This is a genomic window from Pantoea sp. Ae19-2, assembly GCF_059801205.1.
This window is the reverse complement of the sequence record NZ_JBCHWE010000001.1, coordinates 106,354-130,847: the sequence shown is the minus strand read 5'-3', so window position 1 is coordinate 130,847 and position 24,494 is coordinate 106,354. Positions and strand designations below refer to the sequence as shown.

The window sequence follows — 24,494 nt, the reverse complement described above, 5'->3', positions numbered from 1 at the left end:
TTAAAGCCCCCAAACGCAAAAACCCCCGCCGAAGCGAGGGTTTCAAATTTGTGGTGCCCGAACCCGGAATCGAACCAGGGACACGGGGATTTTCAAAACTCGTGCCTAATTTAGTAATTCTGACGGTAAAGGCCAGTCTTCTGGTACCAGGGCAGGGGGCTTGGTCCAGGGAAGCTCGGTTAAAGCATCTTGGAACCACTGGTCGCGAAGATTTGCGTGCTCTGTCACGATAAGCTGGAAGCCAGGAACTTCTTCTTGTGTAAACTTCAGCAGTAACGCAAACAGTCTACGTACTGCTGCTAAGTCAGCATCAGCTTCCGTTTTCTGAACAGTACCATCAGCTTCCTGGTAAATTTTTTCAGAAGGGAAATAAACTTGGGTAGGCTGATCAATTAAAAGAAACTGAGGGATGGGGCAATTGTTCTTTGAGGCAAAGAGATGAAGGGCTAACAATGCAGACAGGTGATAAGCGAGATGATTTTCGCCACCGCCAGTTCGACTCATAGGTACCGGACGATCTGTACGATCAAAGATAATAGTCATTTGGCTTAGATCAAACCGTGCAGGGAGCCCCTGAAATTCTGCATCAAAAGCCAGGATGTAGCGTGTAATCTGTGACGAAATGTTATTCAGAATAGATATGAGTCTTTCATGGCTGCTATCAGCTCCAACTTTCCTTTGTAGGTCTTCGACTTTGAGCTTTAGACGACGATTTTCTGATTCATATGTTGCCAGCTCTGAGTTAGGTACAAGGTCTTCCAGGAACAAACTTATACGACCAATTACTCTTGCCGCAGCATTATTGCGTGTGCCTAATTGCTCAATAACTTCGTTTGCCGCGATTGCCGCAGCAAGCTCCACTTCTTTGGCTCTTATCGAACTTACAATGGTCTGAACCTCATCTTCTAGTTCAGTAAGATAAGCATCCATTTTAGGGCGTTGGCCAGCCACAATGCTCATTTCAGCGTCGAGAGTTGTTAGTTCGCTCAGGAGTGCTTTAGCAATTGGAGATTCCAGTGCTAAATTTGCTTCACAGAAAGGCCATTGCCATTCGCCAGTTTCCGGATTTTTCGGTAGAGCCTTGATAGAAGATAATCTGTCTTGTTGTTCTAAAACTTCTTTTTCAAAATTACCTGATTGCTTGGCATACATCCGAGCAGAATCAATTCGGAACTGGATCTGACGTCTGTCTTGTCTTAAACCAGCAATTTCATTTTCAAGAATGGATATTCTATGTCCATCGTCTTCAGGTAGGGGTGACGGACTCCATTGCATTGCAGAACGCAAAACATTAATTACTTCGTCAGTTCCAATTTTGTCTTTGTCTTGTGTGATGATACCTACGGCTCTGGCTTCAGATAAAAGCCCAGAACCTTTTAGCAGTGATGTATCGATTGTATCGCGAGCTTGTTCAAGACGTTTGACGTTGATTTTCAGATCTCGCTGCGCAGTTCGGAGTTTGGCCTCAAGTTCATAGCGATCATTTGATGAAATGCCTAAAAGAATCGGTAATGTGTCGCGAATAGCTTGTGGCTGAAATGCCTCATTTTGTCGATAAAAAAGTTGATCTTTATTTGCTACAAGGCCCTGCTTTTGGAAAAGGTAATAAAAAGTATGCTTGATGTTTGCATCAAAGCTTTCTCTGCTGTGCCCAATTGCCACGTCTGTATGGTTCTCGCGGATGCCAAGTAATCGTGACAGCAGTGCGACTACAGAATCATCATCGGTGTTAACCGAGAGGTCTTTGAAATTTGGTGCGGTCAGTTCATTTCCTCGTCGCAGCATAACGGTGCCACAGCTTGTGGCTCCTGCATTTGGTGTTGGTTTCGCGATCAGTACCTGCTCCTGTGAAAATTGATAAATGACTGCGAACCATGACACTTTATCGCGAATAATGCCTTCTGGTACGTTAAAGGTAGATCGACCCATACAGTATTCAATGATCTCAGAAAGAGCTGATTTACCGGTTGAGGAACGGCCAGTAATGACATTTAAACCATTAACCTTAAATTGCAGGTCCCGACGTTGGCCATCATGGCTGTAGACATGAATCGACTTAATTTTCATGGGCGTATTCCAAAGGTCGTGTATACCGTAACGCGATCTGCAATACGGGCAAATTCTTTTCCTATATAGCGCGCGACACGCTGGCATGAGATCGATTCTTCAGTCCCTATGACCGATTTGCGAACTTTTTTAGGTACTGTTTTCAATCGGCCATCTTGCGTTACAACAAAACATCCTCGTTCCATGAGCACTCCAAAAGCTTCAAGCGTAAATGGCAGCATATTATTGACGCGATTAGCAAAATTAACGAGTAATTTGGGGTTGTTTTCTATATTTTTCAAAAGGTAGCGGCGAGGATTATCAGCAAACACTTGGCGAGAATCTTTTTGCAGACATAATGCTAGCACTAAAAGAGCCAGAGAGAATGGCATGCCCTGTGAGTTTTCCTCTTCGTAGCTCTGCATTGCTCTGAATAGTACAACACCACAAAATGCAGGATTGAAAAGATTCCTTATCTCGAATGGACGTTGATCCCATTGCTTCATTCTTGGGCTCCCAACAATTGACCAACTCTATTTAGGAAGTGGGGATGCCAGAAAATTTTAGGTAGTGGTCTACTGTTCGCAAGGATGTGAAATCCTCCTCGAACTACATAAGGCTCAGTCACTCGTTCTCGGATACGCAATGACTGAATATTACCACTTTCAAGATCGGCCCATTGATACAATGCTTTTCCCGCAGTAATAAGTACTTCATCAGCTGAGTTTTCATCTAATTCTTCAAAAACGACGTCTTTATAGCGACTCCATTCATCAACAAGGCGGTCTTCATAATCTTCCATCTCTCCTGTTACCAAAAGGTTTTCACGCGCCCATGAAGAACGCTGCTCAAATGCTCGGTAATAGTCGAGAATAGCGTTTCGTATACGATTAGAGGAAACCCCTATTTCACGGAGCTGCACAACAAAGAGCCTGGGATCATTCATCGCGTCGATTTCTCCAACGGGCATTTTTCCTCTGAACGTAATCGGCAGATTGTCCGATTTGTACTCTTCTGAAAATGCTGCAAGTTTGTCGGAGATCTCATAACCAAAAATCGCCTCTTTACGTTTCCCTGTTAGCAGATCGACTATGGTGTTATTCCACCATCCTTCAAGTCGTTCAAAAATAGCGTCTCGGTTATCGCGTCTAATGATACGCATGTGCTGATTTTTGATGATTGAAGGAAGGTCTTCAATGCGAGGCCCGCCATCAAATATGATTATCCGTGATAAGAAGTCATCTTTTTGCTCGTCAGTCAGTTTATTGAACTCATCGGCTATTGCCGTGATCAGTTTTGACTTGCTTCTAGCCAGAGCTGTGTTAGCGAGGTGAGTTATTGATACTGAATTATCGTCTTTTGTTGGCGATTCGACTAAGAAGTGTTGCAGGAACGAGGAGTTTGAGATAGTTCCGGTCGTAAACAGAAAGAAACGAAGATTTGCTTCGGTTTTACCATCACGATTATAGCGGTCAAGCCAGATGCGGACTGACTTCCAGAAATCGGTAGACAGGTCGGTTAGAGTATCCCCATCCCCTTTGTGTTTGAGCGATGCCAGTGTTTTGACACCATCAGACTTAACGAAGTCTAGGTCATCATCCTTTTCGATCAAAACAGATGTATCTTCTGGCCACTGTAGAAGCTTAAGTAGCGCGAAACGAGGCTGATAGATATACCCTAAGCCCTGTTCACCAGCAGCGTATTGATCGCTAGATACTCCGGTCATTTTTAGTCCCTACGTCGATTGCGCTTTCAGCTGTACGGAAAAATGACTCATGAAAGCAACAAGCTACCATCCAATGTTTGGTGCTACGTATCACATCATCGATATTAGCTTAAAACAATACCACTGTGTTTCCTGCGTGAATAGAAAAAGTAAGTACTTGGGGATGCTAAATGTGAAGTGAATAACTTTCCGTGCCGAGGTTTATTGTGCTGATGAGGCACTTTGTAACCTGAATGGAAAGCGGGGTTCGGTCATGTGAAGGCTTTCGTTGGAAAAGTAAGAGCTTAGTTTTACTGGGAGGTTCACTGGACTGGATAACGCCAACTGAATTCGCCGAGAGAACTGCCGGTTGCCAGAACATGCAACCAACATGAAGCCGGATATTCCTGATTATGGCTGGAGCATATTCGTGGTCAGGGGCACCAACCCGCATTACTAACTGAAGGTTATATCTAACCTTGAGGCATAGCAGAGTTTTCTATTGTTTTCATTATCGCACGTCCTTCTATTTTTTAAATATTTTATTTTTAACTTGTTTCGCAATGACATCAACTCTTGGGGGATAAATCATGTGTCTATTAATGCCTTTAGCCTCTATTTCAAGCAGTATTTCTTCAGCATATCTAGGAGTAATGCTCACCATTTTCATAGATTCTTTTAAATATTTGTTTTTTTCTAACGGAACGAAACCATTACCCCAGTCCTGGCTATGTTTGAAAAGAGAAAAATAACCATGTTGAGCTCTAACTCGAGGTATGTTGAAGGTTGTGGAAAACAATTTTGTTCTCGTTCCGGCGAATGGTAATTCAGTCTCCTAGTTATTAACAAAGTCTTTAGCTTCTGGGCACATTTGCCAGACGACTGGATTTGAGTCGGGATAACGTCTGATTTGTTCAACTGCAAACCATAGTGCAACACTAGGATCTCTTGTCCAATCTAGCAAACGAGTGGGGAGGCCATGGTGTTGCGCAACTACCAGCCAATCCCAGTCATTCGTAGGTACTATATGGAGACATCTCGCAGCTTCATTTTAAAGCAGGTGAGCAGCTCTGTTTCACATTCTAATAGTGTGTCAGAGCTTGAATGACGACAGATGCTGGGTAAAAGTGTCCATGGCATACGTTGACCACGGAAAAAGACATTCTCGGTTCTACGAACATTGTCCTTTGACCACTCTTGGTATTCCCTGAGACTTTCTACTATTACCGCTGAACTAGTCATACGCATCTTCCTATTGATGCATTTCAATTTTACCTATTCATGGTAATGAGAATCACAATTGAACGAGATTTTTACATTACCCTACTTCTAGCGTAGTCAGTATGTTTTAGTCGACAGAGCACCACAAGCAGTATGATAGCCACTTGAGTGTAAGCAATCATTTTCTATCCGCATAGACTTATGTCTACTCATACTTTTTCAGGGTAAAGGTCATAAGTCCTTACGCGAACTGTGGTGTTCCATTGGCACAACATCGTTCAGGGAAGTGTAAATCATGCTGGAATTCTGTTTCTGAATGGATCATGGTTTCGGAATCGAATCAGATTCGATGGGCACAGTGAATTTAGTTTGATAATGGGCTCTTTTTTTGAAGAAACGCAATGAAAATGCAGTGGGGAACTGGTATACGATAAAGAACAACCAACTGCTTTAGGTCTAGTAACCAAGGAGTTATGCAGCATGACCAATTTCAGTCTACGGGGCAAACCTTTATGAGCTCAAGGATGCCGAAGTCACTTTATCAGTGTTTGATTTTTGGTCAATCGACACCAGAGCAAGTTACTAATATCAAGAAAACTATTTCTAACGCAATGAAAGGGTTTGGTCTTCAACCCGATGAGCATTTTACAATAACGGTAGGGTTCGAAGGCAGCTTTATAGAGATGGCTCCTTCTGTGGCTTTGTTTTTTGGTGGTGTGGCCCCTTCTTTGTCAGAACACGCTGAGTTAATGCGGCTAAGTATTCCTATAATACCTTTAGTGAGTGATGTCGCTAATGTCGCAAATGAACTTCCCGAATGTTTGAGATCTCTAAATGCCTTAGCGCTTGCACCTGAAGATATTGAGCTAATTAAACCGGCAGGTGTTGCTTTACAGTGTCTAGGCTTGCTTCCTACACAGCGCCGCGTTTTTGTGAGCTACCGCCGGACCGAGTCTAGAGATGTTGCCGTTCAATTATTTGAAGCTCTATCAGCCCGGCAATTTGAAGTATTTCTTGATACTCATTCTGTCGGTGCGGCGGTGGATTTTCAGAGTGTTTTGTGGCATCGATTGTGTGATTGTGATGTCGTCGTAATGCTGGACACCCCCGGATTTTTTGACAGTCGTTGGGCTCGAGCGGAATGGGGGCGTGCGACAGATAAGCACATTTCAATCTTGCAAGTTCTTTGGCCGGGCCATACCGCATCTCGAACTAGTGCATTAGCTACACCGAGAGTTTTGTCGGTAGATGACTTTGTTGATGGGAAGTTAACAGATGAAGTCATTGATTCTCTCTCACTTCAGGTTGAGGGCTTACGAAGTAAAAGTGTTGCGTTGCGTCACGCAAATATTGCCGGCCATCTCCGTAGTTCTATTGAGAGCATGGGGGGAGCTGTAAAGGCGATCGGTATCCGGCGCTCACTTGTTCTTAGGTTACCTTCAGGCAATCCTCTTGTGGCTCATCCTAGTGTTGGTGTACCAACTGCAGTTACGCTGCATGATGCTATGCGGGATAACGATAGCCGACCTGCTATTTTAGTTTATGACCATGTCGGACTTTCTGAGGAATGGATGACTCATCTGAATTGGTTGGGAACAAATGTCAAAGGCGTTCAGTGGATCAAGAGTCGTCAGGCAGGATGGGAATTATCCGAACTGGAGGGGCTATAAATGGGGGCGATTTTTCTTTCAGCAAGCGTGCCTGTATCTGGCAGAAAACCATTTGATGAAGACTGCGAGCCACAAATGATCCAGTCTGCTGTTATAGCCTTAGCGACGGTTGCCTTCGGAAGACGCACCATTGTCTGGGGTGGGCATCCTGCTATAACCCCAATGCTTTGGGCGGCAGCTGAGGATTTAGGTGTTCAGTATGCAACAGCAGTCAAACTCTTTCAGACTAAATTTTTCGAGGACTATTTCCCGGAAGATAATAAACGATTCGCAAACGTGACATTTGTTGACGCTATAGATAATAGCCGTGTACAGAGTTTACATATTATGCGAGAAGCAATGCTTACTTCAGAATCATTTGATGCAGCTGTCTTCATAAGAGGAATGGAAGGGATCAATGAGGAATATGAAATATTTCGTCAAATGCACCCTCATGCTAAATGTATTCCTATTGCTGTGACTGGGGGAGCAACAAGGGAACTAGCAAAAAGGCTTCGATACGCTATACCAAAAGATTTGGGGCCATTAGACTTCATCGGATTACTATATCGAGAACTTAATATTTCCCCAGTCGAAGCACGTAATATCTAATTTTGACTACAAAATCACGAGATAAATGTTATGGCAAAAAGAGTTTTTTTTAGTTTTCATTACCAGGATGTAAGCGATTTTCGAGCAAACGCTGTACGCAATCACTGGTTAACTAAATCTGATCGCGAAAGTGCGGGATACTTTGATGCGTCAGTTTGGGAAGAGTCGAAAAAGCAAGGGGATGTTGCTATTAAAAAATTGATTAATGGAGCGCTAGTCAATACTTCGAATACGTGCATTCTAGTTGGCAGTAATACATACGAACGTCCATGGGTTCGCTATGAAATTTTAAAAAGTTTTGTACGTGGCAATCACATTCTAGCCGTGCACATAAATGGAATCAAAGATAAGCATCAGAAAACAAAAGCACTTGGACCAAACCCTCTTGCTTATGTTGGAGTTACTTATTCTGCCGATGGGAAAACAGGAACACTTTGGGAAAAAGTTGGGGGGGAGTGGGTACAATATAATAAAATTGATGGTTCTGCAAACTTCAGTACTTCAGTTGACTCTACTTATAGAGGAAATGGCTATAATCTTTCTAATTTCTTTAGTGTGTATGATTGGATAAAGGATGATGGTTATAATAATTTTTCTTCATGGCTTAAATAGATTTAGCCTAAGTTGAAATTTTTTTCTAACATTCTTAGTTTGATGCCAAGTAGTTTCACCTTCTTGGCCAATCAGCAGACTGGTTGATAAATATAAAATAAATAGTTTCCTTTTCCAAAAAAATTGGAGGTTAGATATGAAACGTCAGGTTTTTTACAGCTTTCATTTCGATAATGATGTGATGAGAGTGCAGCAAATTCGTAACATGGGGGTAATTGAAGGGGAGGAACTGTAAATAGACCCGTTTTAGTTCCATGCATTTTTTGAGATCCCGGCCAAATAATGGTGTTGTCGATACTCCTCCGGCGTCATATTGTTCAGTGATTCATGCGGGCGTTCACAGTTATATTCTGACAACCATTTTTCCGTGATTTCCCGCACTTCATTCAGCGTTCTGAACAGATAAAAATCGAGTATTTCCGTACGGTATGTCCGGTTAAAGCGCTCAATGAAAGCGTTCTGCGTCGGCTTACCCGGCTGAATAAACTCCAGTTTTACTACATGTTTCTCTGCCCATTCAGCCAGTGCCAGTGAGATAAATTCCGGACCATTATCCATGCGTTGCATGACCGGATAGCCACGATTTGCCGCGATCCTCTCGAGTACACGGACCATTCGCAGAGCTGGCAGATTTAGATCGATTTCAATCGACAACGCCTCACGGTTAAAGTCATCAACGACATTGAACGTGCGAAAACGACGGCCACAGACCAGGGCATCATGCATAAAATCGACAGACCAGCTCTGGTTCAGCGCTTCCGGCGTGGCCAGTGGCGAGGGATTACGCACCGGCAGCCGTTGTTTGCCCTGACGGCGAAAATTCAGCTTCAGCAGACAGTAAATACGGTGGATCCTTTTGTGATTCCACGGGTATCCCTGCCGCCGCATAACCTGGAAGAGTTTAGGAAAACCGTATCGTGGGTATCGCTCTGCCACTGCCTGCAACGCGACAATAACGGGGTCGTCACGCGTGGTATCCGGGCGGTAATGGTAAACCGTTCTGCTCAGGTTCAGACTCCGGCAGGCCTGACGGATACTAAGTCCAAATGTCATTATGAGATGAGTGACCAGCTCACGCTTAAAGGCTGGTTTTAAAGTTTTTTTCGATAACGTCTTTCAGTGCCCAGTTCTCCAGGCTCAGGTCGGCAAACATCTGTTTGAGACGTCGGTTCTCGTCCTCAAGATCCTTGATTTTTTTAATATCAGAAGCTTCCATACCGCTGTATCTGGACTTCCAGTTGTAGTAGGTGGCTTCAGAGATACCGGCCTCCCGGCAGACATCTTTAACGGTTCGTCCGGCTTCAACCGACTTAATCACAGCGATGATCTGATGCTCAGTATAACGGGCTTTACGCATAGCGATCTCCTTCGTTGGCAGATTGATTATGCCGGATGATCTCTAAACATGAATGGCACGATTATGCGGGATACTTACACTATGCCAGACCTAAATTGCTGCTCAGCAGGGATTTTAAAGCTGCCATTAACTTCACTTACTGGAGGCTTAACAGTGGCTGGTAAAAGTTGGTTGACGGAGGGCTGATAACCGATTTTATTGAGTACCGTGAGCAAGGCCGGGAATCCTTTCCGAGATTGTGAGGGGTTGAGCAAGCCTACCGGCGCGGTAGTGTTTTGCACACATCCGAAGTGAAGCGAGGCTGCTTGTCTTCTCCTGACCGGACAAAGACCGGATGCTGCCTTGCTGTCATCAATTCACCATTAGGTATATCTGGTGGAAATAGTATTTATTGGCAGAGTGAAGACCAGCAGACGTTGGCACAATGACCGGAAGGGCATCGCTAAAGGAAAATGCTCAGGTGGGGCCCAAGGTGTAAAGCAGTGCCTCCTGTGGCCAGCATGACCAGAAATCTACCGGAACCCCAGAAAGCAAAAAACCAGCCGTTAAGCTGGTTTCTTTAAATAGTGGTGCCCGAACCCGGAATCGAACCAGGGACACGGGGATTTTCAATCCCCTGCTCTACCGACTGAGCTATTCGGGCAACGGGGCGCATTAAACCTTAAGCAGGCCCCAGCGTCAAACGCTTTTCACAAAAATGAAATCAACTGACGGGTTTTCCATCAACCGGAAGGGGAACGGGCGAAAATTTAGCAATCCGCCCAATCAACCGCCGGATTTTCGCGCTGCAGAACGCCCTCTGGCAGGCTATTTTTCGCTGCTATTTTGCTTTAACTGCGATTTATCGGCCCTCTTTTTACCAACCGTTTTTTTGCCATAAATCCGTCATCTGCGCTCATTACTCTAAGATTATTCCTGGACAATCAAGAGCCGCATCATGCAGTTACCCGCCTCTGTGAATACTGTGGTTTCCGCCTCAAGCCGCTATGACGCGCGGGTGTTATGCATTGAGGTCCCTTTTGTCAGTCCGGAGACAGATAACCGTGCCGTCATGGCACTCTTTGCCGAACACAAAGATCTGATCGGGTTGCCCGTGGTGGAAAACGGCAAGCCGTTCGGCATGATCAACCGCCACATCTTTTTGTCGCAGATGGCGCGCCCTTTCTTTCCCGAACTCTATGACCGCAAGAGCTGCATTGCCTTTATGGATAAGTTCCCGCTGGTGATTGACGTGGAAAATACGCTGGAAAGCGTTGCGCAGCAGGTCGTGGCCAACGGGGATAAGTCCGTCGCCGACGGGTTTATCCTGACGGAGAACGGGCACTATATCGGCATTGGCTTGGGGATCGATCTGATTCGCCGCGTCTCCGATTTACAGGCGCGCCAGCATCAGCAAATTTTACAAAGCATTGATTACGCGCGAGTCATTCAGGACGCGATGCTGGATCGTTCCAACCAGCTGATTGCCTCCCTGCTCGACGACTGGTGTTTGTACTGGCAGCCCCGAGACGGCGTGGGCGGCGATTACTACGCTTTTCACCGCCATGACAATGGCTGGCTGGCGGTCATCGCCGACTGCACGGGCCACGGAATTCCAGGCGCTTTTATGACGGTGATTTTGCAGTCTGCGCTGGAAAACGCGCTGCGCGAGGCCGATCTGCAGGCACCTGCCAGCATCCTGCATGCCCTTAATCACCATATTAAACAAACCCTGGGCCAGCTGAACGCCTCCCAGCAAACCTCACTCTCTAACGACGGCTGCGATGCCATCGTGATGTCAGTTGATACCGGGCTGCATCAGCTACGCTGGGCCAGCGCCCGAACCCAGGCATTTATGCTCAGCAACATCAGTAATGAAATTATCTCGCTCAGTCAGGATCGCGTCGGCGTCGGCTATACCGATACGCCGGAAGACTATCACTGGCCTGAACAGAGCCTGGCGTTTAATCCGGGCGACATGCTGTTTGTCCTCACGGATGGCGTCACCGATCAACCGGGTGGCGAACGGAATATCATGTTTGGCAATAAGCGTATTCAGTCTCTGCTGATGCGCTATCAGCATTTGCCTATGGCGGAGTTATCGCTGGCGTTTCAGCAAGACTATTTAAGCTGGCAAGGTAATCAGGCGCGACGCGATGACGTCACCTGGTTTGGCTTTCGCTATTGACTGCACCGGGAAGAAAATGAAAAACGAGTCACTACGGGGTCTGCCCTTTAATACCGAATCGCAGTCCGGCCTTATTGCATTGCAGTATACCGGCTTTTTTTCACCGCAGAACATCACGGCGATGGGCGAAGTGGTCAAGCTGTTTCTGGAGAATCACGAGCAGTCGCAAAAAGTCAGGCGGCGGCTGTTCTCCAGCTTTGTCGAGATTGCGCAAAACATTCTGCGTTACTCGCAGGACAGCCGGGCGCTGAGCCACAACGATCAGCTGTATCGCTTTGGTTCATTGAGCCTGCGTTACGATGACGGTCGCTACTATCTGGAAAGCGCAAACCTGGTCGGCAGCGACGCCACTCATCAACTGCGCGGGGATCTGGATTCGCTGCGGGTGATGAATGCGGATGAAATTAAACAAGCTTACCGAAACCGGTTACGCGCTGAGAGTCCGGTCTGGAGCAAAGGCGCCAATATCGGCTTGCTTACCCTGGCGCGCGACGTCAGTGAACCGCTGGAGTATTGTTTCCAGCCACTGGAGGCCAGCGAGCTCTCTGCCTTTTGGCTTAAGGCCACTATCTGCCATGACTGAAGAAGCCCCTATGCAAATCATTCAACTTACCGCCACTGAATGTACGCCCGCCGTAGAGTTTGACTTTGTGGCCCACCGATTCTCCCTGCGGGGAGAATCCTGGCCAGAGAATGCCGCCGCCTTTTACCGTCCGCTGCAAAGCGCGCTGGAAAGCTGGCAGCCTCAGGCCAGCCAAGCGGCAGAGGTGAATATCGACCTGAGCTATTTCAACAGCTCAAGCACCAAGATGCTGTTTGGGCTGTTTGATCAGTTCAACAGGCTCGCGCAGAGCGGCTGCACGATCGTACTGAACTGGTTTTACGATGCCGAAGATGACGTGTCAGAAGAGTTTGGCGAAGAGCTGTCTCTGGATTTCACCGCGTTAACCGTGAAGCTGCATGCGGAACAGCGCCAATGACGCACCTCAATGAGCTGTTTCTGGAAGAAACCCAGGCACTCAATCAGGCCAGCCATGTCGCGGCGCAGCATAGCCTGCAGGCTGAAGAGTATCGGCAGGCGCTGCTACAGCTCAACGGGCACTACCAGCGGCTGATGCGTGAAACCTATCGGTTAATCTCACGCAGCGATCGGGCAGAGCGTGAGCTGAACCGGGTAAATGAGCAACTGAACGAGCTGGCAACGGAACTGGAGTACAAAGCCACGCACGATCCCCTGACGGATGTCTGGAACCGCAGCGCCATTATTCAACGCATCAGCGATACGCTGGACCAGGCGCCGGCGGCCTTAATCATTCTTGATATCGACTTCTTTAAACGCATCAATGATGAATACGGTCATCCCGTCGGGGATAAGGTGATTTGCGAATTGGTACAACGTATTCAGCGTAATACGCCTGCCATCGCCAGCATCGGTCGAATCGGCGGTGAAGAGTTCACCATCATGCTGCCCAATACCTGGCTGGGCGATGCGGTTATCGTCGCCGGAGCCATTCTCGCCTCGCTGAACGCTTCGCCGTTAAATGCGCTGCCGGAGCGGCTGGTCACGGCCAGCCTCGGCGTCAGCTGGGGCGCAGCAGGCACCCGGTTCGAAACGCTTTACACCCAGGCAGATGCCGCGCTGTACGATGCCAAAAAGCACGGGCGTAACCGGGTATTCTTCCGCTAGCCTGCCTGATGCTGTGCCACCTCAACGGGCGGCGGGGTGGTCGGCGGCAGGAAGATATGGTCAAGCAGCTTGCGCATCACCGGCGCGGCAACCACGCCTTCACTTCCGCCGTTTTCCAGAATCAACGCCACCGCAACTTTGGGGGCGCTGAAGGGCGCGAAGGCGGTATAAAACGTATGATCGCGCAGCCGTACCGGAATCATTTTGGCGTTGTAGGTCTGGTTTTCTTTCAGGCTGAACACCTGAGATGTCCCACTTTTCGCTGCAATGCCGTAAGGCGCGGTATGGAAATATTTATAGCCCGTCCCGTTCGGTGCGTTGGCCATGCCAAACATAGCGTGGCGCACTAATGACCAGTAGGGAGAATTCGGATCGCCAATCTGCGCCTGTGGCAGCTTAGGCTGATAGAGCTGAACCCGGGTGCCGAGCTGGGATTTTTCCAGTAAGTGCGGCGTAATCACCCGGCCATTATTAATCAAGGTTACCAGCGCCTTCACCATCTGAATCGGGGTCGCAATCCAGTAGCCCTGACCGATCCCCACCGACACCGTGTCCCCCTGATACCAGGGCTTTTTATGGACTTTCATTTTCCAGTCGCGGCTGGGTAGCAGGCCGCTGTACTCTTCGTTCAGGTCGATGCCTGTGGAGCGGCCGTAACCAAATTTGCTGAGCATGGTGTGAATGCGATCGATGCCCATCATAAAGGCCACCTGATAGAAGAAGGTATCTGCAGACTCTTCGATCGCTTTGGTGACATCGAGCGTGCCGTGGCCGCTTTTTTTCCAGTCACGGTAGCGACGGTCGGTGCCCGGCAGCGTCCATGTTGGGCCGCCAAAAAAGGTGGTTTGCGGCGTAATCACATGGGTTAACAGGGCAGACATCGCCATATAGGGTTTGACGGTGGAGGCCGGGGGATACAGGCCCTGGGTGACACGGTTAATCAGCGGCAGGTTTTTATCCTGCAGCAGCGTCTTGTAGGCTTTATAGCTAATGCCCTTCACAAAAGGGTTGGGATCGTAGCTGGGGCTGGAAACCATCGCCAGCACGGATCCGTCATGGGGATCTTCCACCAGCAATGCGGCACGCTGTCCGGCCAGCAGGCTTTCCGCATACTGTTGCAGATGCAGGTCCAGCGTCAGGGTGATGTTCTTGCCTGCTACCGGCGGCACTTCTTTCAGCACCCGGACAATGCGGCCATGGTTATCCACTTCCACTTCCTGATAGCCCGGCTTACCGTGCAGCAGGGATTCGTAATAGCCTTCAATCCCCTGCTTACCGATGTTGTGGTCAGCCGCGTAGTTTTCAGCAATGCCTTCGGCATTCAGCCGCTTATAGTCGTTATCATTGATTTTAGAGACGTAGCCGACAACATGCGCCAGATCGGCCCCATAGGGATATTCCCTGTCCTGATAGGTATCAATGCTGACGCCGGTAAACCGGAACTGGTTGACTGAAAAGCGCGCCACCTCTTCGTCGGTAAGTTCCTCTTTGAGGATAACCGGTTTGTAGCGGCTGTTCTGCCGGAGATCGTGCTGAAAACGCGCAATGTCGTCCGGTGTCAAATCGATAAGCGGCGTGAGCTGGCGCAGCACGTCCTTCATATCGTCCACTTTATACGGAGTGATAGTGATGTCGTACCAGGTCACATTGCGCACCAGCGGAATCCCGTTACGGTCGAAAATCAGCCCGCGCGTGGGCGCGATAGGGATCATTTTGATATCGTTTTGGTTTGAGCGCGTCTGGTAATAGCTGTGATCGCGTACCTGCAGGCGATACAGGTTTAAACCCAGGATGGTGAAGCAGATGCAGACCAGCACAAATGCCATAGCGGCACGGCGTACAAACAACTTCTCTTCAGCGTCGAAATTTCGAAAATTCATCAGGCAGGTATTTTCAGTCTGGCATGTTGTTATTTATTGTTCGGCTTCATGATAGTGGCATAAGCGGTCCTTGCCAGTAGCAAGATGCACAAGCCTGATGAAAAGTGTGTCATTTGATGAGAATGTTGCGAAATGAGCGGGAAGCGTAAAGCTTCTGACGCGCTCACCCGGCAACGTCGCGCTGCCGGATGAGCAAGAGCATCAATAAGCGTGGAGATTAATCGCCCAGCAGCACAGATTCCAGCGCAATCTTAATCATGTCATTAAAGGTTGTCTGGCGCTCTGCGGCAGTCGTCTGCTCATGGGTACGGATATGATCGGACACGGTGCAGATCGTCAGCGCTTTCGCCCCAAATTCAGCAGCCACGCCGTAAATGCCGGCGGCTTCCATTTCCACACCGAGAATGCCGTACTTCTCCATTACGTCAAACATCTGCGGATCGGGCGTGTAGAACAGGTCGGCAGAGAAGATATTCCCTACGCGCGCGTCAACACCCAGATTTTTGGCCGCATCGACAGCGTTGCGCACCATATCGAAATCCGCAATCGCGGCAAAATCGTGATCCTTGAAACGCATACGATTCACTTTGGAATCGGTCGATGCGCCCATGCCGATCACGATATCACGCAGTTTCACGTCGGGACGCACGGCACCACAGGAACCCACGCGGATGATTTTCTTCACGCCGAACTCGGTGATCAGCTCTTTGGCGTAAATGGAGCAGGAGGGAATGCCCATGCCGTGGCCCATGACGGAGATTTTGCGGCCTTTATAAGTGCCGGTATAGCCCAGCATGCCGCGCACGTTGTTCACCTCAACGGCATCTTCCAGAAAGGTTTCTGCAATGTGCTTCGCACGCAGCGGATCGCCCGGCATCAGTACGACGTCTGCGAAATCACCCATTTCTGCATTAATGTGAGGAGTTGCCATAATTCTCTATCCTTTTTAAAAATTTCGCTGTTTTTACAGCATGTTCTTGCCGTAGTCCATGGGGGACAGGTCAAAATAGTGCGCGATCGTCTGGCCGATATCGGCAAAGGTGTCGCGATAGCCCAGCGATCCCGGCTCAACCTTCGGTCCGTAAATCAGGATCGGAATATGCTCGCGTGTGTGTTCCGTGCCTTCCCAGCTCGGGTCACAGCCGTGGTCGGCGGTGAGGATCAAAATATCATCCTCTTTGACCAGTTCCATGAGCTCTGGCAAACGGCGGTCAAACAGCTCCAGGCCGCCCGCATAACCCGCAACGTCGCGGCGATGGCCCCAGGTGGAATCGAAGTCGACAAAGTTGGTGAACACAATCGCCTGATCCGGCGCAGTTTTCATTTCCTGAATGGTCGCATCAAACAGCGCGTCCAGACCGGTGGCTTTCACTTTTTTGGTAATGCCCTGCTCGGCATAGATATCGGCAATTTTACCAACAGAAATCACATGACCGCCCTTCTCGTCCACCAGCTTCTTCAGCATGGTCGGCGATGGCGGCTCAACGGCCAGATCGTGACGGTTGCCGGTGCGCTCGAAGCTGCCTGCTTTGTCGCCCACAAACGGCCGGGCAATCACGCGACCAATGTTGTAGCCGCCTTCGGTCAGCTCTTCGCGCGCAATTTCACAGAGTTCATACAGCCGCTCCAGCCCGAAGGTTTCTTCGTGGCAGGCGATCTGGAATACGGAGTCCGCCGAGGTGTAGAAAATCGGCTTGCCAGAGCGCATGTGCTCTTCGCCCAACTGGTCGAGGATCACCGTACCGGATGAGTGGCAGTTGCCGAGATAGCCGGGTAAACCGGCGCGTTCCACCAGTTTGTCCAGCAGCGCCTGCGGGAAGCTGTTCTGCTTATCGCTGAAGTATCCCCAGTCAAACAGAACGGGCACGCCGGCGATTTCCCAGTGGCCAGACGGCGTATCTTTGCCCGATGAAAGCTCACTGGCGTAAGCATAGGCACCCGTGATCTTCGCCTCAGGATCCAGCCCGGCAGGAAAACGACCAGTAGACAGCTCAGCCGCTTTGCCCAGGCCCAGCGCGGTCAGATTGGGTAAGTGTAGCGGCCCTTTACGGCCCTTATCCGCCTGACCGTTAAAGCAGGCTTCTGCGATATGACCTAACGTATCTGAACCTGCATCACCGAATTTATCGGCATCTTTGCTGGCGCCGATTCCAAACGAATCCAGCACCATAATAAAAGCACGTTTCATGCCAGTCTCCTGCGCCAAAAGCGCGCGACAAGTCAAAAAAAAGCGATCAGATCAGTATACCTGAATCCGGGACGGTATAAAGGGGTTCCCTGCGTCAGCCTGCCTCAGTGACGCGGCGATACACGACAGGCGTGGCTGCCGGGGCGCGTTCACCCAGGGTAATCGCGGCTTTTACGGCGGCAGCGGCCTGTTGCCAGTGCGCTTCGCTGCTGGCATGGATGACCGCCAGCGGACGTGAAGCATCCACCTGCTCGCCCAGGGTGATCATGTCGCTCAGGCCCACGCTGTAATCGATGGCATCACTGGCGCGCTGGCGTCCACCGCCCATCGCCACCACCGCCATGCCCAGCGCGCGGGTATCCATATGCGTAACACAGCCTGCCCGGTCGGCATAAACCGCTTTGCTCATCGTTGGCGCAGGTAAATAGCTGTCGTAGCGCTCAACAAAATCGGTCGGGCCCTTCTGCGCCGCCACCATGCGGGCAAACACCTCTGCGGCCTTGCCGTTATCCAGCACCGTCATGAGTTTTTCGCGTGCCTCAGCCTCATTTTCCGCCAGTTTGCCGGAGATCAGCATTTCGCTGCACAGCGCCAGCGTCACTTCCAGCAGGCGCGGGTTACGCTGCGCACCGGTCAGGAAGCGCACTGCTTCGCGCACTTCCAGCGCGTTACCGGCCGTGGAGGCCAGCACCTGGTTCATATCCGTTAACAGCGCCGTGGTGCGACAGCCCGCGCCGTTGGCGACGCCAACAATGGCCTGCGCCAGATTTTCAGAGGCTTCATACGTGGGCATAAATGCCCCGGAGCCGACTTTGACATCCATCACCAGCGCATCCAGCCCTTCGGCCAGCTTTTTCGCCAGAATCGAGGCGGTGATCAGCGGAATCGAATCCACGGTGGCCGTGATGTCGCGCGTGGCGTAAAAGCGTTTGTCCGCCGGAGCCAGGGAGTTGGTTTGGCCAATAATTGCCACGCCAACCTGCTTTATGGTCTGGCGAAAGTGGTCATCACTGGGGAAAATGTCAAACCCGGGAATCGCTTCCAGCTTGTCCAGGGTGCCGCCGGTGTGCCCCAGCCCGCGACCTGAGATCATCGGGATATAGCCGCCACAGGCGGCCACCATCGGCCCCAGCATCAACGAGGTGACATCGCCGACGCCGCCGGTGGAGTGCTTATCGACCACCGGCCCGTTCAGATTCAGGGATTTCCAGTTCAGCACGGTGCCTGAGTCACGCATCGCCATCGTCAGGGCAACCCGCTCCGGCAGCGACATATCGTGAAAATAAATGGTCATTGCCAGCGCGGCAATTTGTCCTTCCGAAACGCTGTTATCACGCACGCCGTTAATGAAGAAACGAATCTCGTCTTCACTCAGCGCGTGGCCGTCACGTTTTTTTCGAATGATTTCTTGTGCAAGGTACAAAGTCGCCCCCTTACGTCAGGGAAAGAGGAGAAAAGGCGGCAAGATGCCGCCCGGAGATATCAGTAGCCTGACTGACGGGTATCGCTGCTGTGTCCAAGGGTGTTCAGCAGGTTTGCCAGCAGGCTGGAAGCGCCAAAACGGAAGTGCCGTGCGTCAGCCCAGTCGGCACCCAGCGTATCTTCAGCCAGTTGCAGATAGATGGCGGCATCTTCAGCGGTACGCACGCCGCCAGCCGGTTTAAAGCCAACCTGCGCTTTCACACCTTTATCGCGGATCACGCTCATCATGATCTGTGCCACTTCGGGCGTTGCATTCACGGGCACTTTACCGGTTGAGGTTTTGATAAAGTCCGCTCCGGCATCAATGGCAATTTCAGAGGCCTGACGGATCAGCGCTTCCTGCTTCAGCTCACCGGTTTCAATAATCACTTTCAGCAGTACATCCGCTTCCGCACAGGCTGTTTTACAGGCTTTAACCAGATCAAAGCCCACCTGAGTATTGCCAGCCATCAGCGCGCGATAAGGGAAAACCACGTCCACTTCGTCAGCACCGTAGGCGATAGCGGCACGGGTTTCAGCCAGTGCGATCTCGATGTCGTCATTGCCGTGGGGGAAGTTGGTGACGGTGGCGATACGCACGTCCGGCGTGCCCTGCTCACGCAGCGTTTTGCGAGCAATGGGAATAAAACGCGGATAAATGCAGATGGCGGCGGTATTGCCCACCGGGGATTTCGCCTGGTGACACAGTGCGATCACTTTCTCATCGGTGTCATCTTCATTCAGGGTGGTTAAATCCATCAGTTTCAGCGCGCGCAGGGCCTGCTGTTTGATATCAGTCATAACAATCTCCAGGACAAGGGGTGAGTTTTTATCCACCCGTATGTGATAATAATAACAATTCGGAGCCGGTGAATATGTGCCATTCGTCACATCGAAATATGAAACAACTGCAATATTTCAGATAAAAGTTGATTCAGTCAAGAAATCAGGCAAAGTGGAGCCCGTATAAGCCCGCGACGGGAATGTTATTATTATAACATTTTGTGAGAAGAAGGGTAAACGGGCGACATCAGGAAAGGCGAAAAAGTCTGTGGCTGTTGTGCCATAGCGCATCGGCAATGACCTCTGGCGCTTCTTCACGCAGCTCACACAGCACCTGCCACACCTGAAAAGCGCGCTCTGGTCGGTTGGGCTGGCCCTGAAAACCGTTCAGCGGCATATCGGGGGCATCCGTTTCCAGCAACAAGGATGAAAGCGGTAACTGTGCGATGGTCTGTCGGGTTTTACTGGCGCGCGGATAGGTAATGGTGCCGCCCACGCCAATCGCATAACCAAGTTTGATAAAAGCCTGGGCCTGCTGCAGGCTACCGGCAAAACCATGAACCACGCCACGGCGCGAGAGATCGTGACGGCGCAGATGCAGCGCCAGCTGATCGTGCGTTCGACGCGAGTGCAGGATCACTGGCAGATCGTAACGTTTAGCCAGCTTCAGCTGCGCATCCAGAAAATGTTTCTGCTTGCCGAACTGCGGATCGTCCCGATAAAGATCCAGGCCGATCTCACCTAACGCTACCAGCTTAGCGGGCGACTTTATCAACCGGGCTTCCAGCTCGCTAAGATGCGATTCCTGATGATGTTCAATAACAATCGGGTGCAGCCCCAGCGCAGCATAAAGGGCGGGATGCGCGTGAGCCAGCTGGCAGACCGTTGCAAAGCGTCCCGCGTCTACCGAGGGCACGATAATTTTTTCAACGCCGGACTGGGCGGCCCGGGCAAGACTTTCCTCCGCCTGTCCGACGAAGGGCGGAAAATCAAAGTGGCAATGGGTATCCACAAACCTCATGCCAGCGAGCCTTCATTCCAGGCGTCGTCATTGCCCGCCAGCGGCGTAACGATCGCCCCACTGTTGGGTTCATTCGCCACCGGCGCGGCAGGCGTAACGATATCCAGCCCCGTTTGCGGCTCGGCATCGCTCAGCCACTGGCCCAGCGTCGCCATAAAATAGCGGCCACAGCGGCGTCCCAGGTGGTAATCCTGGTTAAGCGAGGCGATCCGGCTGCCTAACGCGTTACTGGCCAGCACGCGCGGTGGGAAAATTTCAATGATGCGTAAATCCCCTGGCGGTGACTCGATAAACTGCTGCGTTTCCCGATAAGTCTGCTCATGATGATGCAGGATAGTGAGCATCGGCTGCAGCGCACCGCCGCTGAACCAGCGTTCCATACGCGTTATCCAGCGTGGCGTATCGAACATCTGAGAGGGCACGGTACGGATCACCACGATCGTATCTGCGCCACGTTTGGCCGCCTCACGCACGGGAATGGCATCACTGACGCCACCGTCCAGATAGCTGATGCCTTCCAGATCCACTCCCAGGCGATAAAAGCCCGGAATCGCACTGGAAGCTTTAATAATTTCCAGCCAGTTATCACTGGTGGGCGCAAAATAACTGGGCGCATAGTCATCACTGCGGCAGGCACACATATAGAATTCGCGCCCGCTGGAAAACAGGGTTTCGGCACTGCTCATCGCCAGGGGGAATTCGCTTCGGGTGATGTCGATTAACCAGTCGAGATCGATAAGATTGCCGCCGCGTAAGAAACGCAGCGGATCGAAAAACTGCTTGCTGGTCGTATAGCGGGTGATCACCCGGCGCGCGTAGCCCGGCTGCGCGCAGACAAAGGCAGACAGATTCTGTGCCCCGGCAGACGTGCCAATCAAAAGCTGGAAAGGGTTGAATTTAGCCCGCTGAAACTCATCTAATACGCCAGCGGTGAAGATGCCGCGTTGACCGCCACCCTCGCACACTAAGGCGATTTTCCTGGCTTTAAAAGGTGTGAGAGCAAGGGGTTCAATCGCCCCGAGCGTCACGGGAATACGTATACCCAATGTACCGACCTCAGATTGGGTTCCCGATAGGCAAATGTAGGGAATGCAGGGATTAGAATTGTGAAAGGATACTAGCACGGAGAACCAGCTACGTTGTCCATAAATTGTGCTATTGGCGTTGCGCCGTTTAACACATCGTTGCGAATATGAAGCATCCTTTGCCTCACAATAACATTCGCACAAATAACTGGTCTCCGTTTGATGCTGACTACGCCAGCATCAAACAGTCTGGGTCATCGCTATAGCTTTTTACGGCCAGTGAACAAGCTGATGAGGAACAGAATAATACCCACCACGAATACGACTTTAGCTGCCCAGGCTGCGGTACCGGCAAGGCCACCAAAACCTAATGCAGCAGCGATCAGTGCGATCACCAGAAAAATAATGCCCCAACGAAACATAAGCCTCTCCTTAACCATTTTAATATTGAACTGCTTGTTTCATCCCACGATGGGTATTTTTATCAGTGCGGCTTCCGGAAGAAGCCGCACCGGGTCGTGTTAAGACTTGACCTTCAGGTCATTTTTAACACTTTTTACGCCTTCGATAGCTTTAGCGATGCTTTCGGCACGGTCAGACTGTGCCTGATTCGCCACTTCACCTGAAAGCTGAACCACACCGTCGGTGGTTTCCACTTTCACGTTACGTGAAGGAACCATGTCATCTGCTAATAGCTTAGCTTTAATTTCGCTGGTTGTAGCAGCGTCACCGGCATAACCTTTCATTGACTGTTTTTTCGCGTCTTTCACGTGCAGCTTGTCGCTGACTGATTTAACGCCTTCAACTTTTTTCACCACGGCCACGGCTTTCTCAGCCTGATCTTGTGAGGTCACAAAGCCGCTCAGGGTAACAACGCCCTGATGGGTTTTGACAGAAATGTCGGTGCTTTTGATGGAGTCGTCATCAACCAGGGCCGCTTTTGCTTTAGCCGTCACGGCGCTGTCATCCATAAAGCCGCCCACTTTCTTCATTGAGCTGTCAATTTTTGCACCGGCGCTGTCAGCCGTTTGTGAGGCTTTCTGAGACGCGGATTCCTCTGCAAATGCGCTTCCGCTCAGCAGAGCAGTACCGATCATCGCAGCCATCAATGTTTTAGTAATCTTAGTTGTGTGCATCGATATCATCCTTCTATCTGTTAACTCGCCCAAAACTGTGGGCGCAAGAGCAGCAAACAGTGCTGCTGCGGCACTGGACGCGGGGAGAATAAGTCTCTTAAACCGTCCGATGAAGTAATCATAGTCGGGATTTAGAGTTTTGCTCGGGTAACTGGTTGATCGTGCGTCAAAAGAGAGGAAAAGGCGCGTTTTAGGAGGGTTCTGTATCCGTTGAAACAGGGCCATTCCGTGCTGGAATGGCCCTGAAAGCACGAATTAGTGCTCGCGGGTTTTACGGAATGTCACATCAGGATAGCGTTCCTGAGTAATATTCAGATTCACCATGGTGGGAGCGATATAGGTCAGGTTATCACCGCCATCCAGCGCGAGGTTCACCTCATTTTTACGCTGGAAATCTTCGAACTTTTTGGCATCGCTGCACTCGACCCAACGTGCCGTAGAAACGTTAATCGCCTCATAGATGGCTTCAACGTTGTATTCGCTTTTCAGACGCGCGACGACCACGTCAAACTGCAGGACACCAACAGCTCCTACAATCAGGTCGTTATTGTGAACCGGACGGAACACCTGAACCGCGCCCTCTTCCGACAGCTGGACCAGCCCTTTCAGCAGTTGCTTTTGCTTCAGCGGATCGCGCAGGCGAATACGGCGGAACAGTTCTGGCGCGAAGTTCGGAATACCGGTGAACTTCATGTTCTCACCCTGGGTAAAGGTGTCGCCGATCTGAATCGTGCCGTGGTTGTGCAAGCCGATGATATCGCCCGGATAGGCTTCTTCTACGTGCGAACGGTCGCCCGCCATAAAGGTTAACGCATCAGAAATCACGACGTCTTTGCCAGTGCGCACCTGGCGCAGCTTCATGCCTTTTTCATAACGGCCTGATACCACGCGCATAAACGCCACGCGGTCACGGTGCTTGGGATCCATGTTAGCCTGAATCTTGAACACGAAACCGGTAAATTTCTCTTCTTTTGCCTCAACCTGGCGGGTATCGGTCTGGCGCGGCATGGGGCGCGGCGCCCACTCCACCAGGCCATCCAGCATATGATCAACGCCAAAGTTACCCAGCGCAGTACCAAAGAACACCGGAGAGAGCTGACCGCTAAGGAAAGCCTCTTTTTCGAATTCGTGCGAGGCGCCCTGCACCAGCTCCAGCTCTTCACGCAGCTGTGCGGCCAGCTCTTCGCCGACGGCCGCGTCGAGGTCTGGGTTGTTCAGGCCTTTAACGATGCGCACTTCCTGGATGGTGTGCCCTTTACCGGTCTGATAGAGATAAGTTTCATCGTTATAAAGGTGATAAACCCCTTTAAACAACTTACCGCAGCCTATTGGCCATGTGATGGGCGCACAGGCGATTTTTAACTCGCTTTCCACTTCATCCAGCAGTTCCATCGGATCGCGGATGTCACGGTCGAGTTTGTTCATAAAGGTCAGGATCGGCGTATCGCGCAGGCGCGTCACTTCCATCAGCTTACGGGTACGATCTTCAACGCCTTTCGCTGCGTCGATCACCATCAGGCAGCAGTCAACGGCGGTCAGCGTACGATAGGTATCTTCAGAGAAGTCTTCGTGCCCCGGCGTATCCAGCAGGTTTACCAGGCTGTCACGATAGGGAAACTGCATAACTGACGTCGTGATTGAAATACCACGCTGCTTTTCCATCTCCATCCAGTCAGACTTCGCATGCTGGTTGGAGCCGCGGCCTTTTACCGTACCGGCGGTCTGGATCGCCTGTCCGAACAGCAGGACTTTTTCGGTAATTGTGGTTTTACCGGCATCCGGGTGCGAGATAATCGCGAAGGTGCGGCGGCGTGCCACCTCTTCTAAAAAGGGATTAGACATGAGTGAATTCTTCTCAACGTAGCCACGCGCTAACAGGCGCGGCAGATAAATCACGGTGGCCGGCAGAACCTTACCGGCGGATAAACGGTGCCAAATGCGACT

At 50.5% G+C, this 24,494-nt stretch carries 23 protein-coding genes and 1 tRNA gene; 7 read left to right on the top strand and 17 right to left on the bottom strand.

The annotated features are described in order from the left end of the window. Positions 1-105: 105 nt before the first annotated feature. From AAIE03_RS00605 to AAIE03_RS00585, 5 genes are all read right to left on the bottom strand, one after another. The gene (locus AAIE03_RS00605) at positions 106-2,067 is read right to left on the bottom strand and encodes a DUF3732 domain-containing protein (RefSeq protein WP_019104798.1); all 1,962 of its coding nucleotides are present in this window, start codon (positions 2,065-2,067) and stop codon (positions 106-108) included. Then, positions 2,064-2,552, bottom strand: coding sequence for a three component ABC system middle component (locus tag AAIE03_RS00600; protein WP_019104799.1), 489 nt, complete (start codon positions 2,550-2,552; stop codon positions 2,064-2,066). Before AAIE03_RS00600 ends, AAIE03_RS00605 begins: the two co-directional genes overlap by 4 nt. Continuing rightward, positions 2,549-3,772: an ABC-three component system protein gene (locus AAIE03_RS00595; RefSeq protein ID WP_019104800.1), complete on the bottom strand. Its 1,224-nt coding sequence runs from the start codon at positions 3,770-3,772 to the stop codon at positions 2,549-2,551. The genes AAIE03_RS00600 and AAIE03_RS00595 overlap by 4 nt, the downstream gene beginning before the upstream one ends. A 505-nt stretch (positions 3,773-4,277) precedes the next feature. Then, entirely contained in the window at positions 4,278-4,550 is a 273-nt protein-coding gene (locus AAIE03_RS00590) for a hypothetical protein (protein WP_157179216.1), read from the bottom strand. A 36-nt stretch (positions 4,551-4,586) separates the two neighbouring features. Further along, positions 4,587-4,778: an FRG domain-containing protein gene (locus AAIE03_RS00585; RefSeq protein ID WP_080588458.1), complete on the bottom strand. Its 192-nt coding sequence runs from the start codon at positions 4,776-4,778 to the stop codon at positions 4,587-4,589. A 667-nt stretch (positions 4,779-5,445) separates the two neighbouring features. Here AAIE03_RS00585 and thcB4 point away from each other — a divergent pair. From thcB4 to AAIE03_RS00570, 3 genes are read left to right on the top strand one after another with little or no spacing between them, the layout of a single operon-like run. Further along, the gene (gene thcB4 / locus AAIE03_RS00580; protein WP_498562694.1) at positions 5,446-6,642 is read left to right on the top strand and encodes a Thoeris type III anti-phage system protein ThcB4; all 1,197 of its coding nucleotides are present in this window, start codon (positions 5,446-5,448) and stop codon (positions 6,640-6,642) included. After that, positions 6,643-7,233 (top strand): Thoeris type III anti-phage system protein ThcA, encoded by a 591-nt coding sequence (thcA, locus tag AAIE03_RS00575; protein ID WP_498562693.1) that lies wholly within the window; start codon positions 6,643-6,645, stop codon positions 7,231-7,233. It abuts the gene before it with no gap. A gap of 30 nt (positions 7,234-7,263) precedes the next feature. Then, a complete protein-coding gene (locus tag AAIE03_RS00570) occupies positions 7,264-7,845 on the top strand; it encodes a TIR domain-containing protein (RefSeq protein WP_071988940.1) in 582 nt (193 codons plus the stop codon). A gap of 246 nt (positions 7,846-8,091) precedes the next feature. Here the strand turns inward: AAIE03_RS00570 and AAIE03_RS00565 are convergent. After that, positions 8,092-9,202, bottom strand: a protein-coding gene (locus AAIE03_RS00565; RefSeq protein ID WP_085980262.1) for an IS3 family transposase whose coding sequence is annotated in 2 segments (ribosomal slippage) — positions 8,092-8,950 and positions 8,949-9,202 — 1,113 coding nt in all. Because the reading frame shifts where the segments join, the coding sequence is not laid out codon by codon here. 567 nt (positions 9,203-9,769) lie between these two features. Then, positions 9,770-9,845: transfer RNA gene (locus AAIE03_RS00560), tRNA-Phe, on the bottom strand. Positions 9,846-10,139: 294 nt separating this feature from the next. On the opposite strand from AAIE03_RS00560, the gene AAIE03_RS00555 reads away from it, so the two are divergent. From AAIE03_RS00555 to AAIE03_RS00540, 4 genes are read left to right on the top strand one after another with little or no spacing between them, the layout of a single operon-like run. Beyond that, positions 10,140-11,369, top strand: a complete 1,230-nt coding sequence (locus AAIE03_RS00555; protein ID WP_013027163.1) for a SpoIIE family protein phosphatase — start codon at positions 10,140-10,142, stop codon at positions 11,367-11,369. 16 nt (positions 11,370-11,385) lie between these two features. Continuing rightward, the gene (locus AAIE03_RS00550) at positions 11,386-11,952 is read left to right on the top strand and encodes a SiaB family protein kinase (protein ID WP_019106825.1); all 567 of its coding nucleotides are present in this window, start codon (positions 11,386-11,388) and stop codon (positions 11,950-11,952) included. A 10-nt stretch (positions 11,953-11,962) separates the two neighbouring features. Beyond that, complete coding sequence (locus AAIE03_RS00545; RefSeq protein WP_202631168.1) at positions 11,963-12,349, top strand: DUF1987 domain-containing protein; 387 nt, start codon at positions 11,963-11,965, stop codon at positions 12,347-12,349. Next, the gene (locus AAIE03_RS00540) at positions 12,346-13,056 is read left to right on the top strand and encodes a GGDEF domain-containing protein (protein WP_013027166.1); all 711 of its coding nucleotides are present in this window, start codon (positions 12,346-12,348) and stop codon (positions 13,054-13,056) included. Before AAIE03_RS00545 ends, AAIE03_RS00540 begins: the two co-directional genes overlap by 4 nt. On the opposite strand, the gene mrdA is transcribed toward AAIE03_RS00540, so the two are convergent. From mrdA to prfC, 10 genes are all read right to left on the bottom strand, one after another. Next, positions 13,053-14,936 (bottom strand): penicillin-binding protein 2, encoded by a 1,884-nt coding sequence (gene mrdA, locus AAIE03_RS00535; protein WP_014605069.1) that lies wholly within the window; start codon positions 14,934-14,936, stop codon positions 13,053-13,055. The genes AAIE03_RS00540 and mrdA overlap by 4 nt on opposite strands. Before the next feature lie 217 nt (positions 14,937-15,153). Next, on the bottom strand, positions 15,154-15,867 hold the full coding sequence (deoD, locus tag AAIE03_RS00530) for a purine-nucleoside phosphorylase (RefSeq protein WP_014594584.1): 714 nt from the start codon (positions 15,865-15,867) through the stop codon (positions 15,154-15,156). A gap of 33 nt (positions 15,868-15,900) precedes the next feature. Next, entirely contained in the window at positions 15,901-17,124 is a 1,224-nt protein-coding gene (gene deoB / locus AAIE03_RS00525) for a phosphopentomutase (RefSeq protein ID WP_019104810.1), read from the bottom strand. A 94-nt stretch (positions 17,125-17,218) separates the two neighbouring features. Further along, positions 17,219-18,547, bottom strand: coding sequence for a thymidine phosphorylase (deoA, locus tag AAIE03_RS00520; RefSeq protein WP_015699531.1), 1,329 nt, complete (start codon positions 18,545-18,547; stop codon positions 17,219-17,221). Positions 18,548-18,606: 59 nt separating this feature from the next. Next, positions 18,607-19,386, bottom strand: coding sequence for a deoxyribose-phosphate aldolase (gene deoC, locus AAIE03_RS00515; RefSeq protein WP_014605066.1), 780 nt, complete (start codon positions 19,384-19,386; stop codon positions 18,607-18,609). A gap of 229 nt (positions 19,387-19,615) precedes the next feature. Next, the gene (locus AAIE03_RS00510; RefSeq protein WP_014594588.1) at positions 19,616-20,389 is read right to left on the bottom strand and encodes a metal-dependent hydrolase; all 774 of its coding nucleotides are present in this window, start codon (positions 20,387-20,389) and stop codon (positions 19,616-19,618) included. Then, positions 20,386-21,435 carry a patatin-like phospholipase family protein gene (locus AAIE03_RS00505; protein WP_498562692.1) on the bottom strand — a complete coding sequence of 350 codons (1,050 nt, stop codon included), beginning with the start codon at positions 21,433-21,435 and terminating at the stop codon, positions 20,386-20,388. The genes AAIE03_RS00510 and AAIE03_RS00505 overlap by 4 nt, the downstream gene beginning before the upstream one ends. A 239-nt stretch (positions 21,436-21,674) precedes the next feature. Beyond that, a complete protein-coding gene (locus AAIE03_RS00500) occupies positions 21,675-21,836 on the bottom strand; it encodes a DUF1328 domain-containing protein (RefSeq protein ID WP_003848537.1) in 162 nt (53 codons plus the stop codon). A gap of 99 nt (positions 21,837-21,935) precedes the next feature. Then, positions 21,936-22,550 (bottom strand): molecular chaperone OsmY, encoded by a 615-nt coding sequence (gene osmY / locus AAIE03_RS00495; RefSeq protein ID WP_014605063.1) that lies wholly within the window; start codon positions 22,548-22,550, stop codon positions 21,936-21,938. Between the two features lie 255 nt (positions 22,551-22,805). Next, entirely contained in the window at positions 22,806-24,392 is a 1,587-nt protein-coding gene (prfC, locus tag AAIE03_RS00490; RefSeq protein WP_014594591.1) for a peptide chain release factor 3, read from the bottom strand. Positions 24,393-24,494 lie beyond the last annotated feature (102 nt).